The sequence below is a fragment of the Streptomyces sp. MNU76 genome (assembly GCF_020982545.1).
In the GTDB taxonomy this organism is placed as follows: Bacteria; Actinomycetota; Actinomycetes; order Streptomycetales; family Streptomycetaceae; genus Streptomyces.
The window spans coordinates 47226-61491 of record NZ_JAJKLK010000009.1 but is presented as its reverse complement, the minus strand read 5'-3'; the positions used below and the strand labels follow the sequence as shown (position 1 = coordinate 61491).

General features: G+C 66.6%; 7 protein-coding genes and 2 rRNA genes. 7 read left to right on the top strand and 2 right to left on the bottom strand.

What is annotated here, in order from left to right; genetic code table 11:
* Positions 1-32 precede the first annotated feature (32 nt).
* Positions 33-1739 carry a SpoIIE family protein phosphatase gene (locus tag E4N62_RS22640; RefSeq protein WP_230217169.1) on the top strand — a complete coding sequence of 569 codons (1707 nt, stop codon included), beginning with the start codon at positions 33-35 and terminating at the stop codon, positions 1737-1739.
* A 30-nt stretch (positions 1740-1769) separates the two neighbouring features.
* On the opposite strand, the gene E4N62_RS22635 is transcribed toward E4N62_RS22640, so the two are convergent.
* On the bottom strand, positions 1770-2417 hold the full coding sequence (locus E4N62_RS22635) for a response regulator transcription factor (RefSeq protein ID WP_230217167.1): 648 nt from the start codon (positions 2415-2417) through the stop codon (positions 1770-1772).
* Positions 2418-2715: 298 nt separating this feature from the next.
* Here E4N62_RS22635 and E4N62_RS22630 point away from each other — a divergent pair, with 298 nt between their 5' ends.
* From E4N62_RS22630 to E4N62_RS22620, 3 genes are read left to right on the top strand one after another with little or no spacing between them, the layout of a single operon-like run.
* On the top strand, positions 2716-3084 hold the full coding sequence (locus E4N62_RS22630; protein WP_230217165.1) for a peptidase inhibitor family I36 protein: 369 nt from the start codon (positions 2716-2718) through the stop codon (positions 3082-3084).
* A 1-nt stretch (position 3085) separates the two neighbouring features.
* Positions 3086-3778 carry an ABC transporter ATP-binding protein gene (locus E4N62_RS22625; RefSeq protein ID WP_230217163.1) on the top strand — a complete coding sequence of 231 codons (693 nt, stop codon included), beginning with the start codon at positions 3086-3088 and terminating at the stop codon, positions 3776-3778.
* Between the two features lie 34 nt (positions 3779-3812).
* Entirely contained in the window at positions 3813-6542 is a 2730-nt protein-coding gene (locus E4N62_RS22620; RefSeq protein ID WP_230217161.1) for a hypothetical protein, read from the top strand.
* A gap of 45 nt (positions 6543-6587) precedes the next feature.
* Here E4N62_RS22620 and E4N62_RS22615 read toward each other — a convergent pair whose 3' ends face one another.
* Positions 6588-7889 (bottom strand): MFS transporter, encoded by a 1302-nt coding sequence (locus tag E4N62_RS22615; protein ID WP_230217501.1) that lies wholly within the window; start codon positions 7887-7889, stop codon positions 6588-6590.
* Positions 7890-8046: 157 nt separating this feature from the next.
* Here E4N62_RS22615 and E4N62_RS22610 point away from each other — a divergent pair, with 157 nt between their 5' ends.
* From E4N62_RS22610 to E4N62_RS22600, 3 genes are all read left to right on the top strand, one after another.
* Positions 8047-8604, top strand: a complete 558-nt coding sequence (locus E4N62_RS22610) for a MarR family winged helix-turn-helix transcriptional regulator (protein ID WP_230217159.1) — start codon at positions 8047-8049, stop codon at positions 8602-8604.
* Between the two features lie 693 nt (positions 8605-9297).
* Positions 9298-10822: ribosomal RNA gene (locus E4N62_RS22605) — 16S ribosomal RNA — on the top strand.
* Positions 10823-11128: 306 nt separating this feature from the next.
* Positions 11129-14251, top strand: a 23S ribosomal RNA gene (locus E4N62_RS22600).
* Together the 16S and 23S rRNA genes form the textbook arrangement of a ribosomal RNA operon.
* The last annotated feature ends 15 nt before the right edge of the window (positions 14252-14266 follow it).

Below are 14266 nucleotides of genomic sequence, written 5' to 3'. Positions count from 1 at the left end.
GACAACCACACGAGGCACGAGGCAAGGATTCGGTGAACTTCACGCGCTGGAGCGCCCGGCTCCCCGGTACGCAGCGCCGCGCCGCAGCGCGGACCGAACACACGGTCACCCCGGACCGGCGCGGCGAAGGCTCCGTGCCCGCGGCCCGCGTCGAACGGCAGAGCGACGACCCTCCGGACGGCCACCCGACCGTGCCCGCCGTCGACGACCTCCCCACCCGTGAGATCCTCGACCGCATTCCGGCCCTCGTCGCCCTCGTCCACGGCCCCGACCACCGCACGGCCTACGTCAACGACGCCTACACCAAGGCCTTCGGCGCCCGCCCCCTCGGCGAACCGGCCCGCGCGTCCCTGCCCGAGCTGGACGCCCTCGGCCTCCTCCCGCTCCTCGACCAGGTCCTGCGCAGCTCCAGACCCCGCACGGTCAAGTCCCGCAAGGCACCCGGTGGCCGCAGCTACACGATCACCTGCACCCCCGTCGCCGTACCGAGCGGTGCCGAGCGGAGCGAGGGCGGCGTACTGATCTTCGCCGCCGACGTCACCGACCACGCCGAGGCCGGCGAACGCCTGCGCGCCAGTGAACGCCGCCAGCGCGAGACCGCCGTCACCCTCCAGCGCTCCCTCCTCCCGCAGGAACTGGAACAGCCCGACGACCTGCGCATCGCGGCCGTCTACCACCCCGGCGGCACCGAGACCGCCGTCGGCGGCGACTGGTACGACGTCATCACCCTCGGCGGCGGCCGCACCGCCCTCGTCATCGGCGACGTCATGGGCCGGGGCGTGCGCGCCGCCGCCGTCATGGGCCAGCTCCGTACGGCCGTCCGCGCCTACGCCCGCCTGGACCTGCCGCCCCACGAGGTCCTGCAACTGCTCGACGGCCTGGCCACGGAGATCGACCCCAACCAGATCGCCACCTGCGCCTACGCCGTCCACGACCCCAACGAGGGCCGTCTCGTCTACGCCTCCGCGGGCCACCTCCCCATCCTCGTCCGCGACGAGAGCGGCACGGTCCTGCGCGCCGACGAACCGACCGGCCCGCCGCTCGGCACCGGCGGCTGGACCCACTCCTCCGGTTCGATCCCCCTCGGCCCCGGTTCCACGGCCGTCTTCTACACGGACGGCCTCGTGGAGCGCCGCAACGAGGACCTGGACGAGGGCATCGCCGCCCTCGAGCGCGCCCTGTCCGGCGCCACGGGCACCCCGCAGGTCGTCTGCGACCGCCTGGTGCGCTCCACCGGCGTCACCGCCGACCACGACGACGACGTCGCCGTCCTCGTCCTTCAGCACCCCGCCCGCACCGGTCCCGACAGCGAACTCTTCCGCAACGCCGCGCTGGAACTCCTCGGCGGTGTCGAAGCGGCGCCCCGCGCCCGCGCGTTCGCCTCCGGCGTCCTCACCAGCTGGCGCTTCCCGCCGGAACTCCACGACCTGGGCGTCCTGGCCGCCAGCGAACTCGTCGCCAACTCCCTCCAGCACGGCACCCCGCCCATGCGGCTGAGGCTGCGCCGCACCGACCGCCGCCTCATCGTCGAGGTCACCGACGGGAACGACCACCTCCCCCGGCGCCGCCGCGCCGACCCCGCCGACGAGTCCGGCCGCGGCATCGCCATCGTCGCCACCATCGCCTCCAACTGGGGCAGCCGCCGGGCACCGGGCGGCGGCAAGGCGGTGTGGTGCGAGTTCGCCCTGCCCGGGACGCCCTGCCCGGGACGGCCTGAGCGGCGGCCGGGGACGGCCTGACAGAGCTGGGCCGCGGCTGAGCCGCGGCCCTCACACGGACTCGGGCACCTGCGCGTCCGCCCGGCGGGCGGTGTCGATCTCGGCGCGCCAGGCGACACGGGCCGCGTGCAGGCGGGTCTCGACGCCGAGTTTGGTGTAGATGCGCCGGAGGTGGTCCTTGACGGTGTCGGGGCTCAGTCTGAGCCGGTCGGCGATCTCCCGGTTGGGGAGCCCGTCGCCGACGAGCGCGAGGATCTCCCTCTCGCGCGGTGTGAGCGCGGACACCAGCGCCGCCGCCGGGGCGCGTTCCCGGTCGGGCGGGGCGGGTCTGGCGTAGGCGCTCTTCACGGTCTCCGTCAGACAGGGGTCCAGCGCGAGACCGCCGTGGGCGACGGCCGCCACCGCCCAGGGCAGGTGCAGGGCGGCCGTGGCACGGCGCAGGATGCCCGTCGCGCCGTGCCGGAGCAGTTGGCGCGTGCCGTGGCCGGTGAGCTGCTCGCAGAGGACGACACCGGCGGGTCCGCCGAGCCGGAGAAGCGTGTGCAGGGCCTCGCTCTCCGCCGCGTGGCTGATCACCACGACGTCGGGCCGGGACCAGCGAACGATGTCGGCCAGAGTGCCGGGAGCGCCCTCGGCGACGAGAGTGAACTGCTGTACTTCCTCCAATACCGTGCGAACCGCGATGCGTGCGGAGAGCATGGGAGCCACCAACGCGACACGAACCATCTGTTCCCCCGTCAGGTCAGGCTGGTTGGACACGAAAGACGCGCTGTGGTCAAGAGCGCATTGTCAAGACCTCAACAACCGCGTGCAGCTTCACACTTGGGATGGGGCCGGTCAAGCGCAAAGGGCCCCTACGGGGAGGCGGCCCCGGTGTCAACTCCCCGGCCGGGTGGTAGACGACGAGGATTCCCCCGACAGTGGGGTACAGCGGTGACGGGTGATGCCCCCAGGGTTGTGAGTCGAACAGACCGCACACGATGGGGGAACGAAAGCGATGCGAATCAAGACAGCCATAGCGGCGACGATGTTCGTGGGGGCGAGCCTGCTCACCACAGGGGGCGTGGCCCACGCGGCGCTGAGCGACTGCAACTCCAACAACATGTGCATGTGGGGCAACAACGACTTCCGCTGGATGATCGGCGAGCGTGCCCACGGCTCCACCACGTGGACCAACCTGACCGGTGACCGCAACGACGAGATGGACTCGTGGGCCAACCGCTCGGCCACCCACACCGGTTGTATGGCCGAGCACTCCAACGGCTCGGGCGACAAGCAGGACATGCACAGGAACGACAACGACAACAATGTAGCCCCCTGGAACAGCGACGAGATCACGTCATGGCGTACGAGGAACGGGTGCTGAGTTGACGACAGCCGCTGGCGCACCGCTCGTCCGGACGAGCGGAGTGTGCAAGGCCTACCACTCCGCGGCCGAGACGGTCTGGGCCGCGAGAGACGTGGACTTCACCGCCCGGGCGGGGGAGTTCGTGTGCATCTACGGCGCCAGCGGCTCCGGCAAGTCGACGCTGCTCAATCTGCTCGCCGGCCTGGATCTCGCCGACTCAGGCGAGATCCGGGTCGGCGGTGTGGACGTGAGCACGGCCGACGAGGCCCGGCGCGCGGAGCTCCGGCTGCGCACCGTCGGGGTGGTCTTCCAGGAGCACAACCTGATCGAGGAGTTCAGTGCGGTGGAGAACGTCGCGCTGCCCCTGGAGGCATGCGGTGTCCCGGTCGCCGAAGCGCGTGAGCAGGCGCTGGCCCAACTGGCCCGCGTCGGCCTGGCCGGGCTGGAGGACCGCATGCCGTGGCAGATGTCCGGCGGGCAGCGTCAGCGGGTCGGCGTCGCCCGGGCGCTCACCGGACAGCGTTCCGTCCTGCTCGCGGACGAGCCGACCGGTGCCCTGGACTCGACGACCACACGCGAACTGTTCGAGCTGTTCCGGACCCTGTGCGACGACGGCGTACTCGCCGTGATCTGCTCGCACGACCCCCGCTGCCGCGACTTCGCCGACACCGTCTACGAGGTCGTCGACGGCCGACTGGAACCCCGCTCGTGACCACCACGGAGACGACACGGGGGCCCGGCGCCGCATGACCCACGACAGCACGACCCATGACCGCTCGGCCGACGACAGCACGACCGACGACCGCTCGGCCGCCGGCCCTTCCGGTGACGACGCGGTCGGCGATCGCCCGGCTCGGGACCGTACGGCGTCCGCCCGTACCGCGCCCGGCCCCGCGGCGTACGGGCGCATGGCGTTCGCCGACCGGGCCCGGCTGACCGCACGGCTGGCCCGGCGGCTGGCCCGCTCGCGTGCGCTGGCCCGGTCGGTGGCGATCGTGTTCGTCGCCGGACTGCTGGTGATGGGCATGTTCGTCACCCTGCGGACCCTGTCCCTGTCCGGCGAGCAGGTCGCGCAGAACGAACTGGGCCGCTTCGGCGCCAAGGTCGGCTACGGCAGCGGCGTGTCCCTGCCACCGGGCGACGACACCTTCCTCACCGACCTCCGCTCCCGGATGCGCGACGCCGACGCCACGGACGCCGAGATCGTGCTCAGCGCCACCGACGTCCAGCTGAACACCACACCGGCCCGCAATGTGACGGCGCTGGAGAGCGACTGGCCCGCACGGCCCTACCCCGAGCGGTACGAGCTGCTGTCCGGCGCGTGGCCGAGCCGCCCCGGCGAGGTGGCCGTCACCGAGCCGGACGACGTACGCACCCCGGTGGGCACGACGCTCACCGTGCTGGGCGACGTACGGCTCAAGGTCGTGGCCACTGTCGACGACCGGGCCGCCGACACCACCAACCTGCTGCTGGGACCGGGCACCTGGGCCGGACTGGACCCCGCGCTCAGCGAGGGATTCCCCGTGCTGACCGCCCAGATGGACGTGATGTGGGCGGGGGACAGGCAGCAGGAGGTCGTCGACACCTTCACGGCCGCGGCCCGCACCTGGGCCGAGAACGGCGACAGCCCCGAGGCCGCCGCGATCCGGGAGGACGGGCAGAACGCCGTGGCCGCCACCCTGGTGACCAGGGACCAACTGGTGGCCCATCCGCAGAAGACCTGGATCGAGAAGACCCCCGCCGGCTACACCGTCCCGTCGATCCTGGTACCCGCCGCGGCCGTCCTCCTCGTGTTCGGCCTCAACAGCCGCCGCTTCCGCCGCACCACCGCCTCCCTGACCTCCGTGGGCGTCTCCCGTACGACGGCGGCGCTGGCCCCCGCGCTGGCCGCACTGGCCTGGTCCCTGGCCGCGGCCGCGTGCGGAGCCGTGGCCGGTGTCTTCGTGGGCCTCGGCGCCCGTCTGCTCATCTCCCACCTGAGGGACAGCCCGGCGGGCCCGCTCGACGACCTCGCCTCGCCCGCACTGCGCCTCCTCGCCGTGGTCCTCGTGACCGGCCTGATCGCCGGCGCCGTACTCGCCCGCACCCGGCGCGACGCACCCGCCCGCCCGCACACCGACGACGACGCCGCTCGGGCCGAGGAGCGCCCCGGCGCCCGCCGTGCCCGTGACGCCCGGCATCTGCTGGCCGTCGCCGCCTGGTGCGCCACGGTCGTGTACGCCACCTGGGTCGACTCGCCCCCACAGGCCATGATTCTCACCGGCATCCTGATCGCCGCCGTGCTGCTGATCATCCCCGAGGTGTTCTCCGGGGTGCTCCGACTCCTCCCGGAAGGCGGGCCCCGCCGCCGGCTTGTCCGCCGCCAGCTCGCCGCCGACCGGTCCCGGGCCTGTGCCGCCCTGGCCGTCCTCACCGTGCTCTTCGGCGCGTCCCTCGGGTACGTCACCCTTCTGGACACCCTGATCCGCACGGCCGAGAAGCAGTCCTACCCGTCGGTGCTGCCGGGCCAGGTCCTGCTGGCCGGCCACGAGAGCGACACCTTCCCACCCGGCAAGGCCCTGCTCCGCACCGTCGAAGCCTCCGGGGTACTCGACGGGCTGCGCCGCACGGAACCGCGCTATCTGATGGACGGCGACGCCGACAACCCCCGCATGGCCGGCCGGGAAGGCGGCGACGGCAGCCTGCTCGCTGCGGACACACCCGCTGACGTCGAACGGCTGATCGATCGTCGACTCGACCCGGCCCAGACCTCCGTCCTGCGGAACGGCGGCCTGCTCGTCTGGGCCCACACCCCCGATGCCCCCACCGGCCCGGACGCGCGCACCTCCCTCGTCGTCCGCCAGGGCGACGAGGTCCTCGGCAGCACCGCCGAACTGCCCGAGGCCGCCGTCGAGGTCAGCCCGGCCGAGTGGCGCACCGGCTCCGACGGCATCATGCTGCGCGCCACCGCCGACGCCCTCGACCTGCCGATCCAGGCCCATGGCCCGATCATGGTCACCGGCGTCCCCGACACCGAGGCGCGAGCCCTGCAACAGGCCGTCGTCGACGCCGGCATGGACGCCGGAGCCGTCCTGATCCACGTGGAACCCGACGACCCGGTGCCCCCGGCCGCGCTCCTGGCCACCGCCGTGGGTCTGGTGCTGCTGGCCCTCGCCGCCGTACTGGCCGCGACCCGCAGCCAGACCCGCATCCTGCGCCGCTATCTCGCCCGACTGATCGCCGTGGGCATTCCGCCGAGCTGGGCCCGTCAGGTGCTGCTCTGCCAGCACGGCATCCTCATCGCGGTGAGCACCCTCCTCGGTCTGCTCATCGCCGTGATCCCCACCGTGGTGCTCGCCTCCCGGATCTCCGGATTCGTCCTCAGCGTCCCCTGGTGGCAACTGGGCGTACTCGCCGCGGCGACCTACACCGCGGCACTGCTCGCCGCCGTCCTCTCCGCCCACAAGCTCCGCGTGACCGAAGCCCGGGGCACCTGAGGGCGCCGCGCACGACACCCTCGCCGGCCGGGCACCCGGCCCGGGTCATCGGGCCCGGGCCGCCATCGACTCGGCAGCACCGGCACCAGTACCGGCATCGGCCCCGCTTCCGGCGACCACGCGGCTGCTCGCGAGCGCGGGCTGATCCTGCACGGCCGTGAGCTGCCGCCCGAGCCGCAGCGCCAGCACACTGATGCCCAGCGAACACAGCAGGAACGCCACGATGTACGGCGCGTGCAGCGAGGCGCCCATCGGTCCGCCCACCGCCGGACCGACCGCCAGCGCAAGCTGCTTCACCAGCGCGAAGGCCGAGTTGTACTGCCCCGCCAGCCCGGCCGGAGCGAGATCCGCGACCAACGGGGCGACCGTCGGCGACAGCATCGCCTCCCCCAGCCCGAACAGCGCGTACGTCGACACGAACGCGGCCACGGCCATCTCCTGGCTCCCGTGCCCGAGGCCCGCGAAGCCCGCGACAGCCCAGGCCACGGCCCAGATCAGCCCCACGGCCGCGATCACCCGCGACCGCCTGCGCCGCGTCACGAACCGCAGCACGGCGAACTGCGCGATCACGATCACCGCCGTGTTGGCCGCCAGCGCCGTACCGAGCGCGGAGGTCGATATGCCGACCGCCTCCACCCCGTACGCGCTGAGCCCCGACTCGAACTGCCCGTAACAGGCGAAGAACAGTACGAAGCCCAGCACACACAGCTGGACCATGGCCCGGTTGCCGAGCAGCTGCTTCCAGCTCCCCTTGGCCGACGGGCCCGCGGGCACGTTTTCGACCTTGGGCGCCCGCGGCATCCGCACGGTCGCCATCACACCCACGAGCAGCAGGAACATCACCGCCTGTATGGAGAACAGCAGGACGAAGGAGCTCGCCCGAGTGGCGTCGACGAGGTGCCCGCCTATCAGTCCGCCGACCCCGAGCCCGAGGTTCTGCAGGAAGAACTGGGTGGCGAAGGCCCGCGACCGGTTCTCCGGACCGGAACAGTCGACGATCATCGTCGCGAGCGCCGGCTGCATCACGGCCTGCCCCGCTCCGAGCACCGCCGCGCACGACAACACAGTCGTCGCACTGGCGGCCAGGCCGAGGCCCAGCGACCCGACGGCGGCGGTGACCAGGGCGGTGAGCAGCACCGGAAGCGGCCCGCGCCGGACTATGGCCCGCCCCGCGAAGGGCAGCACCACCAGCGCGGCGACGGCGAAGACCGCCAGCACCAGCCCCGCCGTCATCGCGCCGAGGTCCCGCACCTGCGCCACATAGACGTACAGATACGGGACGGTGAAGCCGAGTCCGAACGCGCCGAGCGCGTTGCCCACATGAATCCGGCGCATCGCTGCGCCCATCCCCCTGGTCACGTTCACCTGCCTAGGTAAGGGAAGCCCTCCGCCCGCCCACTCAGCAGGCGTTAGCAGTGAAGACTTCGAAGCTAAAACTTAGAACCTAAACACTACACTCCGAAGGACTTCGATGCCAAGCGACGGCGTGCCATACTGCGGTCCCATGGGCGACACCCCAGGCACCTCCGGCAGCGCCGAGCCGACCCTCGAAGAGCAGATCGCCGCCTACCAGCGCGAGTTCCAGGACCTCGACCCCCAGGTCGAGAAGATCGTCTCGGCCCTCTCCCGGCTCCACCGCCGTATGAACGTCGCCTACGGCCGCCAGACCTCGGAGCTCGGGATCAGCAACGCCGAGTGGGAGGTCCTCAAGGCTCTCGTCCTCTCCGGCGCCCCGTACCGGATGGGCCCGAGCGAGCTGGCCAAGCGACTCGGTCTGACGCCGGCCGCCATGACCCACCGCATCGACCGCATGGTCGCGGAGGGCCTGGTGACGAGGGAACGCGACGAGAACAACCGCGTCCGCGTCATCGTCGAGCTCACCCCCGTCGGTCGAGAGAAGTGGCTGGCGGCCATGCGCCTCGCCTCGGTCTTCGAGGAGGACCTCCTCCAGGACCTCTCACCGCTGGAACGCACCGTCCTCGGCGAGGTCCTGACCCGACTCCTCCGCCGCGTCGAGCACGCCCAGCCGGACGCCGGCGGACGTCTCACCGACCTCGACTGAGGCCGTACGCTCGGGGCGGCCGAGGTTTGGCCGCGGCTCACCAGGGGGAGGCTTGACAGTCCACCCCGCGATCCGTAGAGTTCTTCGGGTTGCCGCGGAGCCGTAACGGTTCTGCGACAGCACCTCCGCCGCTTCGAGCGGCACCCAAACCAACCAGCTCGATCTCCCAACCGGGGTGAATTCGGTGTGCCCGAATTCAATTCGATTTGGGTTCGGACGAGTTCGACAGGCCCGATTGGGAACTGCCGGACAGATCCGCTAAGGTTTGGGACGTCGGAACGGCCCAACAGCCGCGAAGACAACTCCCGCTGACTGGGAATCAGGCCCGAAAGGATCTGATAGAGTCGGAACCGCCGGAAAGGGAAACGCGGAAGCGGAAACCTGGAAAGCGCCGAGGAAATCGGATCGGAAAACGATCTGATAGAGTCGGAAACGCAAGACAGCAAGACCGAAGGGAAACTGCCCGGAGGAAAGCCCGAGAACAGCTTGGGTGAGTACAAAGGAAGCGTCCGTTCCTTGAGAACTCAACAGCGTGCCAAAAATCAACGCCAGATATGTTGATACCCCGTTCCCAGCCGATTCCGGTTGGGGCGAGGTTCCTTTGAAACAAACACAGCGAGGATGCTGTGAACCATCGGACTATTCCTCCGGTGGTTCCGCTCTCGTGTGTGTGTACCGGATTACCGGTAAACATTCACGGAGAGTTTGATCCTGGCTCAGGACGAACGCTGGCGGCGTGCTTAACACATGCAAGTCGAACGATGAACCACTTCGGTGGGGATTAGTGGCGAACGGGTGAGTAACACGTGGGCAATCTGCCCTTCACTCTGGGACAAGCCCTGGAAACGGGGTCTAATACCGGATACAACCACTAGGGGCATCTCTTGGTGGTGGAAAGCTCCGGCGGTGAAGGATGAGCCCGCGGCCTATCAGCTTGTTGGTGAGGTAACGGCTCACCAAGGCGACGACGGGTAGCCACCTGAGAGGGCGACCGGCCACACTGGGACTGAGACACGGCCCAGACTCCTACGGGAGGCAGCAGTGGGGAATATTGCACAATGGGCGAAAGCCTGATGCAGCGACGCCGCGTGAGGGATGACGGCCTTCGGGTTGTAAACCTCTTTCAGCAGGGAAGAAGCGAAAGTGACGGTACCTGCAGAAGAAGCGCCGGCTAACTACGTGCCAGCAGCCGCGGTAATACGTAGGGCGCGAGCGTTGTCCGGAATTATTGGGCGTAAAGAGCTCGTAGGCGGTCTGTCGCGTCGGATGTGAAAGCCCGGGGCTTAACCCCGGGTCTGCATTCGATACGGGCAGACTAGAGTGTGGTAGGGGAGATCGGAATTCCTGGTGTAGCGGTGAAATGCGCAGATATCAGGAGGAACACCGGTGGCGAAGGCGGATCTCTGGGCCATTACTGACGCTGAGGAGCGAAAGCGTGGGGAGCGAACAGGATTAGATACCCTGGTAGTCCACGCCGTAAACGGTGGGAACTAGGTGTTGGCGACATTCCACGTCGTCGGTGCCGCAGCTAACGCATTAAGTTCCCCGCCTGGGGAGTACGGCCGCAAGGCTAAAACTCAAAGGAATTGACGGGGGCCCGCACAAGCAGCGGAGCATGTGGCTTAATTCGACGCAACGCGAAGAACCTTACCAAGGCTTGACATACACCGGAAACGGCCAGAGATGGTCGCCCCCTTGTGGTCGGTGTACAGGTGGTGCATGGCTGTCGTCAGCTCGTGTCGTGAGATGTTGGGTTAAGTCCCGCAACGAGCGCAACCCTTGTTCTGTGTTGCCAGCATGCCCTTCGGGGTGATGGGGACTCACAGGAGACTGCCGGGGTCAACTCGGAGGAAGGTGGGGACGACGTCAAGTCATCATGCCCCTTATGTCTTGGGCTGCACACGTGCTACAATGGCAGGTACAATGAGCTGCGAAGCCGTGAGGCGGAGCGAATCTCAAAAAGCCTGTCTCAGTTCGGATTGGGGTCTGCAACTCGACCCCATGAAGTCGGAGTTGCTAGTAATCGCAGATCAGCAGTGCTGCGGTGAATACGTTCCCGGGCCTTGTACACACCGCCCGTCACGTCACGAAAGTCGGTAACACCCGAAGCCGGTGGCCCAACCCGTAAGGGAGGGAGCTGTCGAAGGTGGGACTGGCGATTGGGACGAAGTCGTAACAAGGTAGCCGTACCGGAAGGTGCGGCTGGATCACCTCCTTTCTAAGGAGCATCTAGCTGCCGCAAGGCAGCCAGGGCCACAACGTCGGCGAACGTCCGACGGTGGTTGCTCATGGGTGGAACGTTGATTATTCGGCACTCTCAGTCATCTCGGGCTGCCAGTACTGCTCTTCGGAGCGTGGAACGCTGATCACGAGTGGCGGGGGTGCCGGGCACGCTGTTGGGTGTCTGAGGGCACGGCCGTATGGCTGCCTTCAGTGCCGGCCCCAGTGCACTCGAATCTACTGGTTCGGGGTGATGGGTGGTTGGTCGTTGTTTGAGAACTGCACAGTGGACGCGAGCATCTGTGGCCAAGTTTTTAAGGGCGCACGGTGGATGCCTTGGCACCAGGAACCGATGAAGGACGTGGGAGGCCACGATAGTCCCCGGGGAGTCGTCAACCAGGCTTTGATCCGGGGGTTTCCGAATGGGGAAACCCGGCAGTCGTCATGGGCTGTCACCCGCTGCTGAACACATAGGCAGTGTGGAGGGAACGCGGGGAAGTGAAACATCTCAGTACCCGCAGGAAGAGAAAACAACCGTGATTCCGGGAGTAGTGGCGAGCGAAACTGGATGAGGCCAAACCGTATGCGTGTGAGACCCGGCAGGGGTTGCGTATACGGGGTTGTGGGATCTCTTTTTCACAGTCTGCCGGCTGTGAGACGAGTCAGAAACCGTTGATGTAGGCGAAGGACATGCGAAAGGTCCGGCGTAGAGGGTAAGACCCCCGTAGCTGAAACATCAGCGGCTCGTTTGAGAGACACCCAAGTAGCACGGGGCCCGAGAAATCCCGTGTGAATCTGGCGGGACCACCCGCTAAGCCTAAATATTCCCTGGTGACCGATAGCGGATAGTACCGTGAGGGAATGGTGAAAAGTACCGCGGGAGCGGAGTGAAATAGTACCTGAAACCGTGTGCCTACAAGCCGTGGGAGCGTCGGAACGAGGTTTGCCTTGTTCTCGTGACTGCGTGCCTTTTGAAGAATGAGCCTGCGAGTTTGCGGTGTGTTGCGAGGTTAACCCGGGTGGGGTAGCCGTAGCGAAAGCGAGTCCGAACAGGGCGATTCAGTAGCACGCTCAAGACCCGAAGCGGAGTGATCTAGCCATGGGCAGGTTGAAGCGGAGGTAAGACTTCGTGGAGGACCGAACCCACCAGGGTTGAAAACCTGGGGGGATGACCTGTGGTTAGGGGTGAAAGGCCAATCAAACTCCGTGATAGCTGGTTCTCCCCGAAATGCATTTAGGTGCAGCGTCGTGTGTTTCTTGCCGGAGGTAGAGCACTGGATAGGCGATGGGCCCTACCGGGTTACTGACCTTAGCCAAACTCCGAATGCCGGTAAGTGAGAGCGCGGCAGTGAGACTGTGGGGGATAAGCTCCATGGTCGAGAGGGAAACAGCCCAGAGCATCGACTAAGGCCCCTAAGCGTACGCTAAGTGGGAAAGGATGTGGAGTCGCAGAGACAACCAGGAGGTTGGCTTAGAAGCAGCCACCCTTGAAAGAGTGCGTAATAGCTCACTGGTCTAGTGATTCCGCGCCGACAATGTAGCGGGGCTCAAGCGTACCGCCGAAGTCGTGTCATTCCAGCATGAGGGCCAACGCCCGCTGGGATGGGTAGGGGAGCGTCGTGTGCCGGGTGAAGCAGCCGCGGAAGCGAGTTGTGGACGGTTCACGAGTGAGAATGCAGGCATGAGTAGCGATACAAACGTGAGAAACGTTTGCGCCGATTGACCAAGGGTTCCTGGGTCAAGCTGATCTGCCCAGGGTAAGTCGGGACCTAAGGCGAGGCCGACAGGCGTAGTCGATGGATAACCGGTTGATATTCCGGTACCCGCTGTGAAGCGTCAAACATTGAACCAGGCGATGCTAAGTCCGTGAAGCCGTCCCGGATCCTTCGGGTGAAGGGGAGTGGTGGAGCCGACGAACCAGACTTGCAGTAGGTGAGTGATGGGGTGACGCAGGAAGGTAGTCCATCCCGGGCGGTGGTTGTCCCGGGGTAAGGGTGTAGGACGGTGTGCAGGTAAATCCGCACATCATTAAGTCTGAGACCTGATGCCGAGCCGATTGTGGTGAAGTGGATGATCCTATGCTGTCGAGAAAAGCCTCTAGCGAGTTTCATGGCGGCCCGTACCCTAAACCGACTCAGGTGGTCTGGTAGAGAATACCGAGGCGTTCGGGTGAACTATGGTTAAGGAACTCGGCAAAATGCCCCCGTAACTTCGGGAGAAGGGGGGCCACGCCTGGTGATCCGATTTACTCGGTGAGCTGGGGGTGGCCGCAGAGACCAGCGAGAAGCGACTGTTTACTAAAAACACAGGTCCGTGCGAAGCCGTAAGGCGATGTATACGGACTGACGCCTGCCCGGTGCTGGAACGTTAAGGGGACCGGTTAGTCATTCTTCGGGGTGGCGAAGCTGAGAACTTAAGCGCCAGTAAACGGCGGTGGTAACTATAACCATCCTAAGGTAGCGAAATTCCTTGTCGGGTAAGTTCCGACCTGCACGAATGGCGTAACGACTTCTCGACTGTCTCAACCATAGGCCCGGTGAAATTGCACTACGAGTAAAGATGCTCGTTTCGCGCAGCAGGACGGAAAGACCCCGGGGACCTTTACTACAGTTTGATATTGGTGTTCGGTTCGGCTTGTGTAGGATAGCTGGGAGACTGTGAAGCTCGGACGCCAGTTCGGGTGGAGTCGTCGTTGAAATACCAGTCTGGTCGTGCTGGATGTCTAACCCGGGTCCGTGATCCGGATCGGGGACAGTGTCTGATGGGTAGTTTAACTGGGGCGGTTGCCTCCCAAAGGGTAACGGAGGCGCCCAAAGGTTCCCTCAGCCTGGTTGGCAATCAGGTGGTGAGTGTAAGTGCACAAGGGAGCTTGACTGTGAGACCGACGGGTCGAGCAGGGACGAAAGTCGGGACTAGTGATCCGGCGGTGGCTTGTGGAAGCGCCGTCGCTCAACGGATAAAAGGTACCCCGGGGATAACAGGCTGATCTTCCCCAAGAGTCCATATCGACGGGATGGTTTGGCACCTCGATGTCGGCTCGTCGCATCCTGGGGCTGGAGTCGGTCCCAAGGGTTGGGCTGTTCGCCCATTAAAGCGGTACGCGAGCTGGGTTTAGAACGTCGTGAGACAGTTCGGTCCCTATCCGCTGTGCGCGTAGGAGTCTTGAGAAGGGCTGTCCCTAGTACGAGAGGACCGGGACGGACGAACCTCTGGTGTGCCAGTTGTTCTGCCAAGGGCATGGCTGGTTGGCTACGTTCGGGAGGGATAACCGCTGAAAGCATCTAAGCGGGAAGCCTGCTTCGAGATGAGGACTCCCACCCCCATGAGGGGTTAAGGCTCCCAGTAGACGACTGGGTTGATAGGCCAGATATGGAAGCCTGGTAACGGGTGGAGTTGACTGGTACTAATAGGCCGAGGGCTTGTCCTCAGTTGCTCGCGTCCA